The organism is Microtetraspora niveoalba, from assembly GCF_001570405.1.
GTDB lineage: Bacteria > Actinomycetota > Actinomycetes > Streptosporangiales > Streptosporangiaceae > Microtetraspora > Microtetraspora niveoalba.
The window spans coordinates 175,476-193,828 of record NZ_BBYM01000018.1; the positions used below are offsets into that span (position 1 = coordinate 175,476).

Consider the following 18,353-nt stretch of genomic DNA (forward strand, 5'->3'; position numbering starts at 1 on the left):
AGGCGCAGGGCCGGGGACGTCGCCCGGCTCCGGCCCCGCGGGCGTCTCCCGTCGCGGCGCGGGGGCTGTCCGGCCGCGACGGCCGGGCCCGCGGGGCGCGGCCGGTCACATGAGCTGTTCGAGGGCGATCTCGAACGCGGCGCTCGCCACCCCTGTGGGCGCCTGGGAGCGCGCGTGGCAGTCCCTGATCGCCGACTCGATGGTGGCCGAGACGTCCTCGAAGATCGCCTCGTCGGAGACCTCGACCCCTTCCCGCATCAGGAGGGCGAAGGTACGCGCCATGCCGGAGTTGGCGATGAAGTCGGGCACGACCGCGACGCTCTTGTCGGCGTGCTCGTACGTCGGGCCGTAGAAGATCTCGGGGTCGGCGAACGGCACGTTGGCGCCGCACGCGATCACCTCCAGGCCGCGCGCCGCCATGCGGTCCACCTGCTCGCGGGTGACCAGGCGCGACGCCGCGCAGGGCAGGAAGACCTCCGCGCCGGTGTCCCAGACGGCGTCGTCGATCGCGTCGTACGGGATCATGCCGGGAGCGCGGAGCGTGTTGCCGTCCTTGGCGAGGAAGAGCTCGCGCACCTCCTCGAGGCCGTACCCGGCCGGGTTGAGGAGCCCGCCGTTCCGGTCGATCACGCCGACCACCCGCGCGCCGGCCTGGGCCGCGTAGTAGGCGGCCGCGGAGCCGACGTTGCCCCACCCCTGCACGATGACGCGCTTGCCCGCGATGTCGCCGCCGTAGACGGCGTAGTAGTGCCGCACCGACTCGGCCACGCCCCAGCCGGTGATCAGGTCCGCGACCGTGTGCCGGCCGGCGGGGTCGGGCGTGTAGCGCCGGTCCTCCACGGGCTTGGCCACGCCCAGGCGCAGCCGCCCGACCCGCCGCACGAGGTCCCGGTCGGAGGCGTCGAAGTGCCCCCTGACCACACCCTCCTGCGGGTGCCACAGGCCGTGGCTCTCGGTGATGGGCACGACCTCGCGCACCTCGTCCACGTTGAGGTCGCCGCCCGTGCCGTAGTACGTCTTCAGCAGCGGGGTGACCGCCCGGTACCAGCGGCGCAGCACGTCGTTCTTGCGAGGGTCGCGCGGGTCGAAGTCGATGCCGGACTTCGCCCCGCCGATCCGCGGCCCGGAGACGGTGAACTTGATCTCCATCGTCTTGGCCAGCGACACGACCTCGTCGCGGTCGAGCCCGGGGCGCATGCGGGTGCCGCCGCCCGCGGCGCCTCCCCTCAACGAGTTGATCACCACCCAGCCCCTGGCCGGGGACTCGGGATCCCGCCACTCGAAAACGATCTCCGGTGCGCTGTTCTCGAACCGGGTGAGCAGATGCTTCATGTCCTGTTCCTGCTTCGTCGAGGCTCGGTGGTGATCGGCCCGCCGCCGGCGGCGGGCACCCCGGTCAGAGATTCCTAGAGGTTGCCCCGCCGGTCCTGCTCGCGCTCCAGCGCCTCGAAGAGCGCCTTGAAGTTGCCCTTGCCGAAGCCGAGCGAGCCGTGCCGCTCGATGAACTCGAAGAAGACCGTGGGCCGGTCACCGATCGGCTTGGTGAAGATCTGCAGGAGGTAGCCGTCCTCGTCGCGGTCCACGAGGATGCCGCGCTTCTGCAGCTCCTCGACCGGGACGCGGACCTCGCCGATCCGGGCCCGCAGCTCCGGGTCCTCGTAGTACGAGTCCGGCGTGTCGAGGAACTCGATCCCCTCGTCCCGCAGGCAGTCCACCGTACGCAGGATGTCGTTGGTGGCCAGGGCGAGGTGCTGGGCGCCCGGCCCCTGGTAGAACTCCAGGTACTCGTCGATCTGGCTCTTCTTCCTGGCGACGGCCGGCTCGTTCAGCGGGAACTTCACCCGGTGGTTGCCGTTGGCCACCACCTTCGACATCAGGGCCGAGTACTCGGTCGCGATGTCGTCGCCGACGAACTCGGCCATGTTGGTGAAGCCCATGACGCGCCGGTAGAAGTCCACCCACTCGTCCATGCGGCCCAGCTCGACGTTGCCCACGACGTGGTCGAGCGCCTGGAAGAGGCGCTTGGGCGCCCCAGCACGCTTCACGAAGCTCGACGACCGCGCCACATAGCCGGGCCGGTACGGACCGTCGTAGCGTGAGCGGTCCACCAGGCTGTGCCGGGTCTCGCCGTACGTGGCGATGGCGGCGACGCGGATGGTGCCGTGCTCGTCGGTGACGTCGTGCGGCTCCTCGACCACCCGCGCGCCCTGGGCACGGGCGTGCTCGACACAGCGGTCCACGTCGGGCACTTCGAGGGCGATGTCGATGATGCCGTCACCGTGCGCGCGGTGGTGGTCGTGCAGCGGGCTGTCCAGGGCGACGCCGCCCTTGACGACGAAGCGGACGGCGCCGCTCCTGAGCACGTACGCGTGGTGGTCGCGGTTGCCGGTCACCGGGCCCGAGTAGGCCACCAGTTCCATACCGAACGCGGACTGGAAGAAGTGCGCCGACTGCGTGGCGTTGCCGACCACCCATTCGACGGCGTCCCATCCGGTGACCGGGAAGGGGTCGGTGGAGTCGTCGTACGAAACCAGGCCCACGAGCTGCTTCAGCTCGTCGAGGTCGAGTTCGGCCAGACGCTCCTGGTCAGTGAGGGTCTGCTCGATGCTCACGCTCTCCTCCAATGGCTCGATGTCCTCCGGCGGCACCGGTGACTTCGCCATATGTGAACGCATGTGGAGGAGCTGCGCAAGAAGCCGCGAATTCGCTATTCGATCTGCCATGTTTGTCGGCCACCGTGCTGTTCAGGCTGTACAAGTTGTCCACTCGGTCATGCCACATACCGAACGAGACACACTCCGGAACTCCCCCCCCGGTAATCGGGTCCGCATGCGCCGCGGCCGTGAGCGGCGTGTCACCGGCGGGGAACACGGACGATCCGATGCCGCGCCCGCCCGGATAGGTGCGCGCGCGGCTCACCGGAAGCCGATCTCGCCCTCGTGCGGGCCGCCGACCGTCCAGGAGCGTGAGCCCAGGGCGCCCAGGGCGCGTTCGATCTTCTCGCCCGGGTACGGCGTCGCCCGGCTGACCCCGAACAGGTCCCAGTAGAAGTCGTTCATGGCCGCCGCCACGGGCGCGTACCGGCGGATCACGGAGGCGACGGCCGGCGGAACACCGGCGGGGTCGGCGCCGTCCGCGCACGCGCGGATGTACTCGTTGCGCTCCACCGGCCCGCCATCCCGCGGCACCGCCACCCCGCAGACGTCGGTGACGAGCCAGTTGACCAGAACCATCAGCGCGTACCCGACGTCGTGGGTCCGGTTGCGGTCGAGGAAGCCGGCCTCCCGCGCGGACAGGTCGAACCGAGGGGAGGTCGCCAGCCCGAAGTCGGCGATGTACAGGCGTCGGCCGTCGGTGAGGATGTTTCCGAAGTGCGCGTCGAAGTGCATCAGCCCCTGGTCGTTCATGAACGCCACATCGGCCAGCAGGCACGACTCGACCATCGCGCACGCCGCGGAGGTGGCGTCCGGACCGGCGGCGAGCCGCGAAGCGAGCCAGTCGCCGATCCTGTACGGGATGAACTCCTGGAAGAGCACGAGTCCGGCCGAGGCCCGCGCGAGCGCGCTCAGGCGTTCCCGCACCGCCGACGACCCGCCCCAGTACCGCACGGCCGCCTCGACGTCGGCGTGCTCCTCGGACGGCGGCGGTGCCCCGGGCAGCACCCGCCAGTGGTACAGCAACGGGAAGGCCGCGCTGCGCCCGGCCAGCACCCAGCCGGTCGTCATGGCGTCGGCCGCCAGCTCGCGCCAGGCGCCGAAGCCGGGCGACCCGACCCCGTACTGGCAGAACGCGGGGAGCCCGAACAGGTTCGCCGTCGACATCACGTTGTCCGCGCGGCGCTCCACGTCGGTCAGCGGCACCCGCTTCGTGAAGACCGGCACACCGGCGACGTCCAACAGCGCCGAGGTGCCGCCGATGCCCGAGCCCAGGACCCGCGCCCGCTCCAGCGACTCGGCGAGCTCCCGATCGCTGCGCGAGGCCAGCGCGCTCGAGACAGCTCTGTATCTGCGGACACGCTCGCCGTGAGACATGTCCGCCCCCCCCGCCGCCCGGTTCCAAGAGCAGTACCCCTCATGATCTTGACTCGCCCGTGGACGCTACACCCGCGGCCGAGCATGTGAACAGGGACGGCGCCGACGTTCGAAGGCCGCGCGGCCGGTCGCATACGACGCTGCCCGGCAGCCGTCGGCGGAGCCCGAACGCGGTCTGCGTCTTGCCGCCCCCGAAAGGGCCGTTGACCCACCAGCGGCCGTTACGTTGAGGCACTCTCCCTGGAGCCTCCAGGGCGAGTGTCCCCATGATCAGTTGTGCCTGGTCGGGCGTGGGCCGAGGTAGGCGAAGGCCCAGCGGTCCTTTCCGGCGCGGTAGAGGCGGTAGCGCTCTGGGTGCCGGTAGCGGTCGCGGTTGTGGAACTGGCAGGTGGGTGCGAGTTTGTCCAGGTCGGTGCTGCCGCCGTCGCTCCAGTTGTCGATGTGGTCGCTCTGGCACAGGTGGGCGGGCAGGGGCAGTCGTCGACGACGCATGTGGTGTAGCGGGCGAGGATGGCTCGGCGTTGTGCTGGGGTAGCGCGGCGGACTTTGCGGCCCATGTCCAGGATCTGGCTGTCGGCGTTCATGACGAGACGGGCCAGGGTGGAGGTGTGGGCCAGGCGGTGGATGTCGGGGACCGGGAGGAACTGGCCGGTGGCCAGCAGCAGTCCGGGGAGTCTGCGGCCGGACAGCAGCCCCGCGGGCAGCGCCCACGCCACCGGCGGTTCATCGGCTGGAGGCTGGTCTGTCAGCGAGTCCGCGTCTGCTGATGCTTTGAGGGGTGCTTCGCCTCCTTCGGGCGCGGCGAAGCACCGCACGCCCGACTCTGGCGCGGCTGACGGTGAGGTACCCGGCGCTGCTGCGGCCGGTGGCGGCGTGTTCGGCAGCGGCTCCGCTGACGCTGATGCGCCTGGCGCTGCTGCGGCCGGTGATGGCGTGTTCGGCAGCGGTTCCGCCGACCGTGACGTGCTTGATGGCGGTGGCGTGTCCGAGGGGCGTTCGGGCGACGGCGGCATGTCGTCGGGTCCGCGTTACGCACCCGAAGCGGCCGATCATCCCCCACAGCCCTGGGCTTGGCATACGCATCCAGCAACGCCCGCAACCGCGCCCCCGCCTCACGCGGAAGACGGAACTCCCCCTCAAGCCCACCCGAGGAACTCTCCCTGACCAACAAAAACCGCCGCCGATAATCCGCGTCCGCCTCATCCTCGCCGCCATCGGGATTCAGCACCGCATGCAGATAACGACCAGCACGAGCCACCTCAGCAGGAGTCGCCCGATCCGCCAGCGACACCAAAATCGGCTCGGCCAGCCTCGCCTGCTCATCGGTCAACCGGCCGGTAGCCGCGCAGATCGCCGTCACCTGCCCCTCCGACAAGCTCCCCCGGGCGAACCGCTCACCCACCACCGGCAACCGCTCCAACTTCCTGCCGCACTGCCACCTCCCGGACCACCGCATCCCGCGGCGCTGCCGGCGCGGCGGGCCATATCGTCCCCGGAACCAGCCGCGCGGGACCTGTCCTCACCCGAGCCAGGCAAGCCCCCGCCCCGGCCAGGAACGCGGCCCTCCTCGACAACACGACCAAAGACATCCACGGAATGGCAGCCATCCGTTGAATCGGAGGCACAACCAGAACCGGCAACCTCGGTGGAATCACAGGCGCAGACGGACCCCAAGCCAACGGTTGAACCGAAACCGCCGTCCGTTGAGTCGGAGGCAGAAGCGGAACAGGAGCCATGGGCGGAATCGGAAGCGTCGGCGGAATCAGAGGAACGCGCGGAAGGCGTGGAAGCGGAAGCGTAGGTGGAATCGGCCGGGACGCCGGGGACGATTGCGGAGAGGCCGGGGAAACCGCCGGGGGCGGGAGTGAAGAAGCTGTCGAGCGCGTCATCGAGAGCGAGCGCCGACGTTCCGTCCGAAGCGCGATCAGCCTGAGCGACTCCCAGCGTGGCCACGTGATCCCACCACGCCTCGTCACACGGCCCTCCGACCGGGCGGCGTGACGGCTTTTCGGTCGAGAACTCGAACGACCCGAATGACTGCTTCATGTTCACCCCCTCCACTCATTTATCCGAACTCCTGCACGAATTATTGCATCCCGGGGCCGGGCGATCGGCGAGTTTTCCACAGGGGGTTGCTGGTGATGTGGTGCTATTTATCCCTTTTGCTCTCGCCCTCAATTCGGGTCACCCGGGATCGCGACTCCCGCCGAATGAACGACCCTCCCCCACGACACCCCCTGCCAAGAAAAGCCCTGAACTATGGCGATGAAACAGGTCTTACGGTGGAGAGAGCGCGGGGTCGTGTCCCCGGCCACCGGACCACTGCCAGCGGGCCACAACCACAACCGTTGTCAGCGGACTACAGCGGGATCGCCCCCGATCCGATGAAGGGTTTTCTCACGAACCTGGAACATGCGGCACGAACCTGGAACACACGGCGAGGTGATCGGCGAGCAGGCCGAGAGGATCCGGAAACGAAGTCGTGGGGCGAGCGGGCACTATCCCGGCTAGCCGCTGGGCACGCCTCAGCCCACCGCCTGCTTCACCAGCGCACTGATCCGCGCCTCCACCTCGGGCGTCACTTCGGTCAGGGCGAAACCGGCAGCCCACATCGTGCCGTCGTCCAGGTTCGCCTGGTCGCTGAACCCGAGCGTCGCGTAGCGTGTTTTGAACTTCGCCGCGCTCTGGAAGTGGCAGACGATTTTGCCGTCCAGCGCGTAGGCGGGCATCCCGTACCAGAGCTTCGGCGCGAGGGTCGGGGCGCTGGCAGTGATGACGGCATGGACGCGCTCGGCCATGATCCGGTCCGATTCCTGCATCTGGGCAATCTTCGCGAGTACGTCCCGCTGGTCCTGCGCCGCCTTGTCCGCACGTGAGGTGCGGCGCGCCGCATTCTTCTGCTCTTGGGCGTGCTCCTTCATCGCGGCCCGCTCCTCGGCCGTGAATCCCTGGTAGGTGCTGCTTTCGGTGCTGCTCATGGCAGATTTCCTCCTTGAGGATCTTGATTTTCGGAGTCTTGAGAAGGGACCTCGTGGTCCTCTGTTCGGGGCCGGTGCCACCGGACCGTGGATCCTCGGTCAGGCGGCGTGCCCGGCCGAGGCGTCAGACCAGCCGGCTCAGCTGCAGTCGCGCATCAGCTCGCGGCCGGGCAGTTCGCTCTCCTCGCGTCAAGCCTGGATGCGGTGCGGGGAGGGGCGAAACCAGCGCCGGCTCGTCGAGTTGCCGCAGGATCGCGAGCAGCGCAGTCGCGAACGCCGTACGGCTGCGCTAACCGCGCTGGTCGAGCTGCTGCACACGGGCAGCATCGTCGTCGACGACGTGGAGGACGACGCCCCGATGCGCCGGGGGCGCCCGGCCGTGCACGCCGTTGGCTTCCTGGATGACCTCGGCCCCACCGGCCTGTACCTGCCGTGATGATGCTGCCGAGGTCGTCTCGCCGCGTGCCTCAGACGGATGCGGCCTCCCACACGAATCCGTCGGGGTCGGTGAAGGGCCCGGCATCGCCGCCGATCACGATCCGGTGTGATCCGCTGCCCTCCTGGGAGACGCCGGTGTCCTTGGCGAGCGCGCGGCGCGGGTAGAGCGCCAATGTGACGGTCGACGACGGGGTCGCGAACTCGACATACTTGCCGCCGAAGCTCTTGGCCACGGCCAGGCCGCGATCGACGTAGAACCGCTTGCTCGCCTTGACGTCCACCACTCCCAACAGGAGCGCGACCTGCTCGATGTGCCGGACGGCAGGGCCGGTGTCCTTCTTGTTCGAGGTCGCGATCTTGCAGATCGTCCCGTCCGGGGCGCGGACGACGCCGCCGTAGCCCCAGAACCCCTTCGTGGCCGGCTTCAGCGTCGTGGCGCCGGCGTCGAGGGCGGCTCCGATGAGGGCGTCGACGTTGCCCGGCTGGGACACCACGAGCGACAGCGCGAACCCCCGGAAGCCGGTCGTCGGCGCGTCCGAGGCGCGTACGTTCACGTACGGGCCCAGACCGAAGGCTTCGTAGAAGGCGTCTGCGGCCGCGGGGTCGGGAGCTTCCAGGATGACGGATTCGAAGGAGGTCATGGCAGGTCCTTTGATCGAGGTGGGTTCGTTGTCTTGCCGGCCGCGGCCGCGCGGCGGGTAGAGCAGGGGCGGGCCGGCGCTCACCGGTCCTGGATCAGCCCGAGGACGTTGCCGTCGGGGTCGGTGACGGTGGCCACCAGACGGCCGCCGCCGACCTCGTGCGCGGCCTCCTTCACGGTGGCCCCGGCGGCGGTCACCTCGGCCAGCTTCGCCTCGATGTCGTGCACGTGCCAGTAGGCCACTGGCGAGGTCATGCCCTGCGGTCCACCGTCCGGCACCAGTCCGATGTGCTGGCCCTCGGCGTCGAAGCCGACGTAGTAGGGGGAGTCGGTCTGCGGCGGGATGCCGAGCAGGGCCGCGTACACCGCCTTGGCCTTGGCCAGGTCGGACACGGGGTGCAGCACGGTCTTGATTCCCTGGGTGGAAGAGCCGGTCATGGTCGCTCCTGTTGGTCGTGGTCGCATCGACTCGCTGTTCGCGTGTTCACAGCTTCGCTTCCGGCTCAGGGGGTCCGCATCCGTGGTGAGTACGGAACCTGTCCACGGAACCCGGCCACGGATCGACGGCACGGATCGCGCACGGATCGCACGGTGGCCATCGCGGATGAGGTGCTGAGGGGGATGCGGCAAACTGGGGCAGTGGTGACAGAAGTGGAGATCTCGCCTCGGGAAGCCGAGGTGCTGGAACTGATCGGGGCCCATCTCAGCAACGCCGAGATCGCGGCACGGCTGTGTATCTCGGTGCGTACCGTGGAGAGTCACGTCTCCTCCCTGCTGCGCAAGCTGGAGGTGCCGGATCGGCGGGCGCTCGCCCAGCGCGCGCCCACGTCGGCCGGCGCCGCTCCGTCGCATCCGGCACCGGTTCTGCCGGCCCCGCTGACCTCGTTCGTCGGCCGGGTGGACGAGCGGGCCGAGCTGACCGAGATGATCAAGGCGCACCGTCAGGTGACCGCGGTCGGTCCCGGCGGAGTGGGCAAGACCCGGCTGGCGTTGGCGGTGGCCGCGGAAGCGGCCGGCGCGTACTTCGACGGCGTGTGGTTCGTCGACCTGGTCCCCGTCACCGATCCGGACCTGGTCGCCACCGCGGTCGCCGGGTCGCTCGGCCTCGGTGAGCAGCCGGGCCGTGACATGACCGAGTCCGTGGTCGCCGCGCTGGCCGACCGTCATGCGCTGCTGGTGCTGGACAACTGCGAGCACGTGGTGGACGGGGTGGCGCTGCTTCTCGAGCGAGTGCTGGCGACGTGCCCGCGAGTGACGGTGCTGGCGACCAGCCGGGCACGGCTGATGGTGCCGTTCGAACGGGTGTATCCGGTCCCGCCGCTGTCGCTGCCCGTTGATGGTGAGTCGGACGCGGTCGCGTTGTTCATGGAGCGGGCGGCGGCGGTGGGCCGGTCGCTGGATCCCGCACTGCGCGACCAGATCGCCGCCATCTGTGAGCGGCTGGACGGGATGGCGCTGGCGATCGAGCTGGCCGCCGTCCGGTGTTCCACGCTCGGGCTGGACGGGATCACCGCCGCCCTGTCCCACCCGCTGCGGATGCTGACCGGCGGCTCCCGTGCCGATGAGCGGCACCGTTCGGTACGGGGGGCGCTGGACTGGAGCCACGCTTTGCTGGAGCCGGCCGACCGGGCGCTGCTGCGCCGGGTGGCGGTGTTCGTGGCGCCGTTCACCGCCGCGGCGGCGGCGGAGGTGGCCGGGAACGAGGAAGGCCTGGTCGCCGACGGCCTGGCCCGGCTGGCAGAGCAGAGCCTGCTGGTGGTGACGGCGTCCCCGGGTGGGACGGAGTACCGGGCGCTGGAGACCATCCGCCAGTACGGGGTGGAGCGGCTCGCCGAGGCCGGTGAGCTGGTCGACGCTCGATCCCGCCACGTTCGCTGGTGCCTGTCCAAGGCGGCCGAGCTGGCGGTGGCACGGGAGGGCTGGCGGGCCCGGTTCGACGCCGTGGCGGACGATCTGCGTGCGGCGCTGGCGTGGGCTGCCGACCGGCCGGAACAGCGCGCGGACGCGTACGATCTTGCCCGGCGCCTGGCGGAGCTGACCTTCACCCGTAACCTGATCGGCGAGTCCCAGGGGCGCTATGAGCAGGCCGCCGCGCTCGCGAACGACCCCGCCGCCAGCGCGTCGATGCTCCGGCATGCCGCGGCCGTGGCCGGCTGCCGGATGCATGGTGATGACATGTACCGCCTCCGCCGCGCGGCCGCGGATGCCGCCCGCGGCTCCGGCGACACCGCCGGCGCCGCCGCCGACCTGGCGACCGCCGCCGCCAACGCCTACCGGTTCTCCGGCAAGTTCGTAGGGAAGCTGCCGCAGGAAGAGGCGATCGTGCTCATCACCCAGGCGCGGGAGCTGGCCGGCGACGACCCGGCCGCCCAGGCCGCGGTGGCAGTGGCCGAGGCCGGGCGGGCGCTCACCGAGATCGGTGCCGCGCAGGGCCTGGACGACAACGCGGTCCGGGTGACGATCGCACGCGCCGAGCGGGCGGTCGAACTCGCTCACCGCACGGGTGACCCGCTCGCCGAGTCCGCCGCGCTCGACACGCTCACCTGCGCCCAGAGCTGGGCCGGTGAAACGTTCGCCGCCGCCGGCACGGCCCGGCGCCGGATCACGCTGCTCTCGTCCACACCGGATACCCCGGAAGGTACACACGAGCTGATCGAGGCGCTTGGCGAGACCACCGAGGCCAGCCTCGGCACCGGCGACCTTCCGGGTGCCCGCCGGTGGGCACGGCAGCTCGCGGATCACCCCTTGCTGGTGGAAGTCGGCCACCGTGCCGCGGGCTGGCTGCTTGTGGCCGACGCGCTGGCGGGCAACGTCGAGGAGGTGCTCACCGGCAGCGTCCGGTTCCTCGACGCCTGGCAGCGGGTGGGCAGCCCCGCCGGGTCCGTCCTCGGTCCGCCGGCGGCCGCGGTGGCGACGATCCACGGCCTACGCGACGACCAGGATGCCCGCCGCGAATGGAGCGCCGTCCTGAATCAGCTCGACCCCTCACCGGGGAATACCTACGGCTACGGGGCGATCTTCGACGCGATGCTTCTGCTCCACCGCGGGCAGGCACCGGAGGCGCTGGAGCGGCTGGCCCCCGAGCCCGGCGAGGTGTGGCAATGGGTCACCTGGATCTGGCTTCACTGGTACGTGGCGCTGCGCGCCGAAGCCGCCGTGCTCGCCGGGAGCTCCGATGCCGGCGACCATGTGTCCAAGGCTCGGACCGTCGTGGCCGGCAACCCGGTCGCCGGTGCCCTTGTGGAGCGGGCCCAGGCGCTGCTCGACAACGACCAGGAGCGGTTGCTCGCCACGGCAGATGCGTTCGACGCCGCCGGCTGCCGATATCAGTCGGCGCGGACTCTGGTGCTCGCCGGCGGCGACCACGCCGAGCGCGGCGCGGCCGCGCTGGCCGATCTCGGCTTCGCCCCGATGGCCCTGCCCCGACACCCATGACGAGCCCAGAGTGATAGTCGCCGAGCAGGATCCACCAGATCATCCCCAGCGACTATCACTCGCCCGGTTGGCGTCGGTTGCGGCCGTGTGGTGTCAGGCGTACCCCGACACCGCCCCGGCATCGGTCTCGAAGTGCAGCGTGGAGACGTCGTACAGCGCCAGGCTGGCCGGACCCAGCCGGGCGTGCACCGCACGCAGCGGAGGAAAGTCGAGCAAACAGTGCGGATTGACGATTGATCAGGACATCGTGTGATCACTACGGTTGGCCCTTGTCGCCACTGATCGACAGGAAGCCCGCGTGGCATCTTCCTTCTCGCAACGAGGGGGATGCCAACCGCCACCGGCCGGTCTTCCTGCTTCACCGCCGATTGCCGGCCGAGGAGGTCTCCCCATGAGGCACACGAAGAAGATCCTTGTCACCGCGCTGGCGGTCGGCGCGGCCCTCGCGGTCGCCATTCCCGCGGGCGCCGCGTCCGGCGCCCCGGCCGACCGGCCGCTGACCCGGTCGGAGCTCAAGAAGACCCTGCTGACCAGCAAGGACCTGGGCAAAGGCTGGGGGGTGCTCCGCGAGACACGTGAGCCCGTCGAACTCGCCGGCCTCGACGTGGACGACCACGCCTGCCTGTCCGCGGCCAGGAAGTTCGACGCCGCGTTCGACTCGCCGGGGCAGGGAGTGCTGATCCTCGGTCCGCTGTCCGGAACCGAGCGGGTTTATACGGGTGGCTCCGCCGCACTCAAGCGGATGACCGCCGCGGCCCAGCGGGTCGCCGCCGCGTGCGACGGCGCGGGCGACACCCGCGACATGCTGAAGATCACCAGACGCTCGCCGGGCGCGCTGGGCGACGTCGCGCACGGTTTCGAGATACGCACCGAGAGGCCGCCGTACAACGGCGCGGACAACGTGCTCCTGCACGTCGGCTATGTGGTGGTCCGCTATCGCTCGGCGGTCGCCGTCATCGAGGGACTCGACGCCGACGGCAAGAGCCACTGGAACGACACCCTCAAGCTGGCGAGGAAGGCCGTGGCCAAGCTCAAGTCGGCCTATCCCAAGCGCGCCTGACCGGCGGCCGCGCGCGGCCACTCCAGACGAAGGGGATCCGACCGCGACAACCCGTGGTTCCGCGTCCGGTCGGATCCGGGACGCGGGTGGCGGTGACGCGTGATCGAGCCTCCCGGCGGGCCCTACGAGGGACGGGTCCGGAGCGAGCGAGAGGGATCCGCCGCCTCCACACCACGTAGCTGCGCGGCGATCGCCCGGGTCTCCGGCGACGCGTCGGCGGGCGGGTGGTGGATCCACCAGCCCGGCCCCCACCTGAGCACCTTGCCGTAAAGGGTGAGGACGAGGCCGCTCTCGAAGTCGTCGGCGGGGACACGGACGTCGCGCACCAGGGGATCGTCGCCGACCGTAGACGCGTAACGCCCTTCTCCGGGAACGTACGCGGAGGGGGTCTCGGAGAAGCAGTCGAAGAACACCCACCCGGCCGAGTCCGCCGAGGCGTAGCACAGCACCCGTTTTCCGACGACCAGGCTCGGCGTCCCGTAGGCCTCCTCGACCTCGCCGGGCCGCACGTCCCGCCCGTCGAACCGGTCCCGCACCCCGCCGATCAGCTCGCGCCACTCCCGCGCGTCCAGTGTCCGATCGACCGCCAGATAGCCGAGCCGGTGGAATCGCTCGGCGTAGACGGACGCGACCTCGTCCACGCAGCGGTTCTCGTCCCCGAAGAGAGCGGCGAACGGTCCGTACACGCCCAACTTGCCGTACCGGGACAGGTCCTCTCTGACGTCCTCCCACTCCTGGTCACGCTCGTCGAGGAAGCAGAGGTTCTGGAGGAGCGTGCCGGCGGCGGTCCCCATCTCGCGCCCGCTCCCGGCATACATGCCGGGCCTGGTCACCACATGTCGCACCTCGTCCAGCCATCGCCGCCGGAGATCATGAACGGTCCGCACCCGCACATCCTAACGATCAAGCTCGACGGCCACTTCGTCCGGAGGGAAATCCGGTTGTAGGCGGGCGTTCCGGGCGGTTGCATGAGGTGATCGACTCGAATCGACGCGACTCAACGCGGCTCGCCCCGGCTCGACGCGGATGAATCGGATGAATCGGATGAATTCATTCCGCTAATTCGCGAATTATTTCCAACATGCTAGATTCGGGACAATAAGGCGAAGAAATAAGAATGAATTCATCCGACGGGAGAAACATGGAGTCGCTGGTCGTCGAGCGGGTCGAGACGTTCGTCGTGGAATTGCCCTCCATCAGGTCGTTCAGCATTTCCGGAGGGAGCGTCACCACGGCGGGGAAGCCCGCGGAGCGGGTCCTCGTCAAGGTGACGGCCGGGGGCCTGACCGGATGGGGCGAGGCGACCCCGACGCCCTCCTGGACGTACGAGACGGTGGAGTCGATCTCGACGACGATCCACCGCTATCTGGCTCCGGCGCTGATCGGGCGTCCGGCGTGGGATCTGGACGGCGCCTGCGCGGCCTACGAGAAGGTGATCAACCGGGGACTGACGATCGGCTCCCCCATCGCCAAGTCGGCGCTCGACATCGCCCTGCACGACCTGCTCGGCCGCGCCCTCGGGGTCCCCCTCGGCGTGCTCTGGGGCCAGCGCCGCCTCGACCGGATCAGGCTCGGCTGGATCGTGGCCGGGCAGACCCCCGACGAGGTACGGCAGGCGGTCGAGGAGGGGCGGGCCGAGGGCTACCACGCGTACAAGGTGAAGGTGGGCCTGCACGACGAGGCGACGGACGTCTCAGTCGTGGCGGCGGTCCGCGAGGCGGCGCCGGACGCGCCCATCTGGGTGGACGCGAACCAGGCCTACACCGTGGACGGCGCCCTGCGCATGGCGCGCAGGCTCGCCGAGTTCGACGTGTCGGCGTTCGAGCAGCCGCTGCCCGCCAACGACATCACCGGGTTGCGCAGGCTGCGCGACCGCAGCCCGCTGCCGGTGGCGCTGGACGAGAGCCTGCGCCACCCGTCCGACCTGGCCACGTTCGTGAAGCTCGACGCGGTGGACATCGCCATCGCCAAGGTGCAGCGGTCGGGCGGGCTCACGCTCTCGCGCCGGTTGTGCCAGCTCGCCGAGGACGCTGGGCTGCGCATCATGGGGTCGGGGCTGACCGACACCGATCTCGGGTTCGCCGCCTCGCTGCACCTGTTCGCCGCGTTCGGCGTGGACACCCCCGTCGATCTGAACGGGCGGCAGTTCGTCCACTCGGCGTACGTCGGGGGGAGCACGGTGAAGGTGGTCGACGGCACCGCTCTGGTGCCGACGGGTCCGGGCCTCGGCGTCGAGGTGGACGAGGACGCGGTGCGCGCCCTCACCTCGGCGCACTGGAGCGTCTGACCGGGAGCGGTTCGGGGCCGGGCCGGCGGGTCGGCGTCTCCGGGGCGGGTTCAGCCGGCGGGCGGAGTGCCGCCCGCCCCGGACACGGGCGTCTCGCCGGCACCACCGCCCGCCAGCAGGGCCTCGGCCGTCGCCGTACGGGCGTAGAGGATGTAGCGCCCGGTGCGGTGCGCGGTGCACAAACCGGCGTCGCGCAACGCGGTGAGGTGCTGGTTGACGCCGGGCTCGGAGAGCCCGACGCGCAGGGCCAGGTCGCGTGTCGAGGCGGGCTGGTCCAGCTCGGCCAGCAGGCGTGCCCGCGTCCTGCCGAGCACGGCGGCCAACGCCCGCGGCGGGTCCAGCCCGCGGCGCTCCCAGAGCGTGCCGATGCCGCGCGGCGGGTAGCGGACCGTGGGCTGGTACGGCGGGGTCGTGACGGAGAAGACCCGCGGCCAGGCGAACACGCAGGGCACGAGCAACAGCCCGAGACCGCGCAGTGAACGGGTCCCCGACACGTAGCGGTGCTCCATGCGCAGCGTGCCGTCGTGCCAGGTCACGCTCTGGTCGAGGTCGGTCAGCATGCGCTGCGCGCCGCCCTCGGCCAGGAGCTTGGCGCGGTAGAGGATCTCCCCTTCGAGCAGGGACCTGATCCTGGGCCAGTACGGGGCCATGGCCGCCGCCCAGTAGTCCTCCACCTCCCGCGCCAGGCGTTCCAGGCCCTTGGCGGGGTCGGCGTAGAGGGCCTCGACGCGCTTGGTGCGAGGGGGCGCGGCGACCTCCAGATCGGTGCGGACCCGGTCCGCCGCGGCCCGCATCGTGGCCAGCTCCAGTTCCAGGTCGGGGATGGAGGTGGCGGGCGGGGTGCAGGTGAAGCCGGCGATCGAGATCGTGGGGACCGGCACGAGGTCCGACAGGAGGCGCCAGTCCACGTCGGCCAGGCGCCGCCGCACCTGCTCCGCCCAGGGCCGGAGAAGCGGGTGGGCCGAGGGGTTCTTCACGACGCGGACGCTCGCGACGACCTCGCCCAGCGGGGAGACGGCGAAGCGGAGGTTGGCGATGTCGCGGGTGGTGAACGTCAGCTCCAGCGTCATGGATTCGCGCCCCACTTAATCGATGGCCCTTCCGGGGGACATATCAGCATCGTTGCGGCATGACGGCAACCCAGGCGGAGACTCCCCTGCTGCGGCTTCCCGGCTTCCGCAACCTCTACGTCGCGGGCGCGATCAGCCAGGCGGGCAGCCAGATCAGCTACGTGGCGCTGCCCCTGCTCGCGGTCACCGCGCTGAGCGCGGGCCCCGCCGAGGTCGGCCTGCTGAGCGCGCTGAGCACGCTCACGGTGCTGGTCCTCGGACTGCCAGCCGGCGCCTGGGTGGACCGGGTCAGGCGGCGTCCCGTGATGCTGGCCACCGACCTGGCACGGGCGCTCGTCCTGTTGTCCGTGCCGGTCGCCTGGTGGGCGGGATGGTTGTCCATGGCGCAGCTCTATCTGGTGGCCGTGCTGGTCGGCGCGGGAACGCTGCTGTTCGACGTGGCCTCGCTCAGCCTCGTGCCGGGCATCGTCGGGCGGGACCGGCTGACGTCGGCCAACTCGCTGCTCGTCGGCACGAACGCGGGCATGGACGTCGCGGGGCGCGGCCTGGCGGGTGTGCTGGTGCAGGCGGCGGGAGCGCCTGCGGCCATCCTGCTCGACGCGCTCAGCTACCTGTGGTCGGTCGCCTGGCTGCGCCGCGTCCGGGAGCCGGTCCAGGCGGCGCCCGGCACGCCGCGCCCGCCCGTCGCGCGGCAGATCTCGGCCGGCGTGCGCTTCGTGTTCGGCAGTCCCGTGCTCACCGCGGCCCTGGTGCAGGGCTCGATGGCCAACCTGGCGTTCCCGCTCTGCTCGGTCCTGCTGCCCGTACTCATCGTGGATCTGCTCGGGCTGCCCGAGTGGGTGGTCGGGGCCTACCTGGCGGCCGGTGGCCTCGGCGTGCTCGCGGGGTCGTCCACCGCGCACCTGATCGGCCGTCGCCTCGGCACCGGTCGGGCCGTGTGGGTGGTCGCTCTGGTCACCTCGCCGCCGGCGTTCGTGGTCCCGTTCCTCGACCGCGGGCCGTTGTTGTGGGCGGCGACCGCGGCGTGGTTCGCGCTGATGTTCAGGGTCGGGATCAACAACGTGCTGCTCGTCAGCCTGAGGCAGCGGGTCACGCCCGACGACATGCTCGGCCGGATGACGGCGACGATGCGCCTGCTCCTGATGGGCGCGCTCGGACTCGGCGGGCTGCTCGCCGGAGTGCTCGGGGAGCTGTGGGGGGTGCGGGCGCCGATGTGGCTGGGCGCGCTGATCCTCGCGGTGAGCTGGGTGCCGATCCTCTTCTCGCCGCTGCGCCGCGAGCCGTGAGCGCTCATTCCCGCCACCGGCCCGGGGCCGGGACGACGGTCCCGTCCCGGGCCGGACGTACGGCGCGGTCCCCGGCGGTCAGCGCAGCCAGTCGTCCAGGTGGGCGGCGACGAAGTCGTCGTCCACCAGCCACGGGTAGGCGGCGCGGACCCGGGCGATCTCCTCGGCCTGCCCCGGAGACAGCCCCTCAGCGGGGTCGAGGCACCACGTGCCGGCCAGGAGGCCCTGCCCGCGCAGCACCTCGTGGACCCCGGCGATGCAGCCGTGGAAGCCGCCCGCCACGTCGAAGACGGCGCCGTTGGCGTCGGTGAGGTCGGCGGCGCGGCCGAGCAGGGAGCGCAGGACCTCGTCGTCCCCGGCCCGGGCGCGCCGTACCTCCTCGAACATGAGCACGGCCGCGCGGGTCCACACCGCCCACTGGCCGAGCAGCCCGCCGACGACGGAGCGGCCCCCGAACGGCGTGAGCAGGTCGGCCAGGATGTTGTCGTCGTTGCCGGTGTAGAGCGCGATGTCGCCGCCCCGCCCGGACTCGGCGACGGCCTTGACCACGTCGAGCGTGCGGTAGCGGTCGAACGGCGCCATCTTGATCGCGACGACGGACTCCTGCTCGGCGAGCGAGCGCCAGAAGGACGGGCTCAGCCTGCGGCCGCCCACCGCCTCCTGGAGGTAGAAGCCGATGACGGGCAGCACCTCGCCGACGGCCCTGGCCCGCTCCAGCAGCTCCGGCTCGCCGGCGCCGGGCAGCTTCGGCGACAGCAGCACGGCGTGGTAGCCCAGCGAGGCCGCGAGCTCCGCCTCGGCGACCGCCTGCGCGGTGTCGCCGCACGCGCCGGCGACCAGGGTGAAGGGGCGGCCCGCCTCCTTCGCGACCACGTCGGCGGTGATCTCCAGCACCGGCCGGAGCAGCCCCGCCTCGCGGATCTCGAACTGGGTCGTGTGTACGGCGACGGCGACGCCGCCCGCCCCCGAGGCGAGGTAGTAGCGGGTGAGCGCCCGCTGCCGGCGCTCGTCCAGCGTGCGGCCGGCGGTCAGCGCGAGCGGGTGGGCGGGGATGACCGTGCCCTCCGCGAGCAGGTCGAGCGGGCGGGACGGGATGACCGTCCCTTCCGTGAGCACGTCGAGCGGCAT

At 71.0% G+C, this 18,353-nt stretch carries 16 protein-coding genes; 5 read left to right on the forward strand and 11 right to left on the reverse strand.

What is annotated here, in order from left to right:
* Positions 1–105 precede the first annotated feature (105 nt).
* From AWQ70_RS19000 to AWQ70_RS19025, 6 genes are all read right to left on the reverse strand, one after another.
* Positions 106–1,332, reverse strand: coding sequence for a Glu/Leu/Phe/Val dehydrogenase dimerization domain-containing protein (locus AWQ70_RS19000; protein WP_067177853.1), 1,227 nt, complete (start codon positions 1,330–1,332; stop codon positions 106–108).
* Between the two features lie 74 nt (positions 1,333–1,406).
* Positions 1,407–2,612 carry a 4-hydroxyphenylpyruvate dioxygenase gene (gene hppD / locus AWQ70_RS19005; protein ID WP_067178069.1) on the reverse strand — a complete coding sequence of 402 codons (1,206 nt, stop codon included), beginning with the start codon at positions 2,610–2,612 and terminating at the stop codon, positions 1,407–1,409.
* Between the two features lie 303 nt (positions 2,613–2,915).
* Positions 2,916–4,031, reverse strand: a complete 1,116-nt coding sequence (locus tag AWQ70_RS19010; protein WP_067177855.1) for a serine/threonine protein phosphatase — start codon at positions 4,029–4,031, stop codon at positions 2,916–2,918.
* Between the two features lie 270 nt (positions 4,032–4,301).
* Positions 4,302–4,523 (reverse strand): HNH endonuclease signature motif containing protein, encoded by a 222-nt coding sequence (locus tag AWQ70_RS41305; RefSeq protein ID WP_067177857.1) that lies wholly within the window; start codon positions 4,521–4,523, stop codon positions 4,302–4,304.
* A 253-nt stretch (positions 4,524–4,776) separates the two neighbouring features.
* A complete protein-coding gene (locus AWQ70_RS42405; protein ID WP_084517382.1) occupies positions 4,777–5,487 on the reverse strand; it encodes a DUF222 domain-containing protein in 711 nt (236 codons plus the stop codon).
* Between the two features lie 1,069 nt (positions 5,488–6,556).
* On the reverse strand, positions 6,557–7,009 hold the full coding sequence (locus AWQ70_RS19025; RefSeq protein WP_067177861.1) for an iron chaperone: 453 nt from the start codon (positions 7,007–7,009) through the stop codon (positions 6,557–6,559).
* On the opposite strand from AWQ70_RS19025, the gene AWQ70_RS19030 reads away from it, so the two are divergent.
* Positions 7,008–7,445, forward strand: a complete 438-nt coding sequence (locus AWQ70_RS19030; RefSeq protein ID WP_067177863.1) for a polyprenyl synthetase family protein — start codon at positions 7,008–7,010, stop codon at positions 7,443–7,445. The genes AWQ70_RS19025 and AWQ70_RS19030 overlap by 2 nt on opposite strands.
* Before the next feature lie 31 nt (positions 7,446–7,476).
* Here the strand turns inward: AWQ70_RS19030 and AWQ70_RS19035 are convergent, their stop codons facing one another.
* The gene (locus AWQ70_RS19035) at positions 7,477–8,088 is read right to left on the reverse strand and encodes a VOC family protein (protein ID WP_067177865.1); all 612 of its coding nucleotides are present in this window, start codon (positions 8,086–8,088) and stop codon (positions 7,477–7,479) included.
* An 80-nt stretch (positions 8,089–8,168) separates the two neighbouring features.
* A complete protein-coding gene (locus AWQ70_RS19040; RefSeq protein WP_067177867.1) occupies positions 8,169–8,525 on the reverse strand; it encodes a VOC family protein in 357 nt (118 codons plus the stop codon).
* A 201-nt stretch (positions 8,526–8,726) separates the two neighbouring features.
* On the opposite strand from AWQ70_RS19040, the gene AWQ70_RS19045 reads away from it, so the two are divergent.
* Positions 8,727–11,522, forward strand: a complete 2,796-nt coding sequence (locus AWQ70_RS19045; protein WP_157530172.1) for an ATP-binding protein — start codon at positions 8,727–8,729, stop codon at positions 11,520–11,522.
* 391 nt (positions 11,523–11,913) lie between these two features.
* Positions 11,914–12,582, forward strand: coding sequence for a hypothetical protein (locus AWQ70_RS19050; protein ID WP_067177870.1), 669 nt, complete (start codon positions 11,914–11,916; stop codon positions 12,580–12,582).
* 122 nt (positions 12,583–12,704) lie between these two features.
* On the opposite strand, the gene AWQ70_RS19055 is transcribed toward AWQ70_RS19050, so the two are convergent.
* On the reverse strand, positions 12,705–13,469 hold the full coding sequence (locus AWQ70_RS19055; protein ID WP_157530173.1) for a hypothetical protein: 765 nt from the start codon (positions 13,467–13,469) through the stop codon (positions 12,705–12,707).
* 254 nt (positions 13,470–13,723) lie between these two features.
* Between AWQ70_RS19055 and AWQ70_RS19060 the strand changes: the two genes are divergently transcribed.
* Entirely contained in the window at positions 13,724–14,869 is a 1,146-nt protein-coding gene (locus AWQ70_RS19060; protein ID WP_169808705.1) for a mandelate racemase/muconate lactonizing enzyme family protein, read from the forward strand.
* 50 nt (positions 14,870–14,919) lie between these two features.
* Here the strand turns inward: AWQ70_RS19060 and AWQ70_RS19065 are convergent, their stop codons facing one another.
* Complete coding sequence (locus AWQ70_RS19065) at positions 14,920–15,939, reverse strand: ArsR/SmtB family transcription factor (RefSeq protein WP_067177873.1); 1,020 nt, start codon at positions 15,937–15,939, stop codon at positions 14,920–14,922.
* A 59-nt stretch (positions 15,940–15,998) separates the two neighbouring features.
* Between AWQ70_RS19065 and AWQ70_RS19070 the strand changes: the two genes are divergently transcribed.
* Complete coding sequence (locus tag AWQ70_RS19070) at positions 15,999–17,225, forward strand: MFS transporter (protein WP_067177876.1); 1,227 nt, start codon at positions 15,999–16,001, stop codon at positions 17,223–17,225.
* Positions 17,226–17,303: 78 nt separating this feature from the next.
* Here AWQ70_RS19070 and AWQ70_RS19075 read toward each other — a convergent pair whose 3' ends face one another.
* Positions 17,304–18,353 carry a dihydrodipicolinate synthase family protein gene (locus AWQ70_RS19075; protein WP_067177881.1) on the reverse strand — a complete coding sequence of 350 codons (1,050 nt, stop codon included), beginning with the start codon at positions 18,351–18,353 and terminating at the stop codon, positions 17,304–17,306.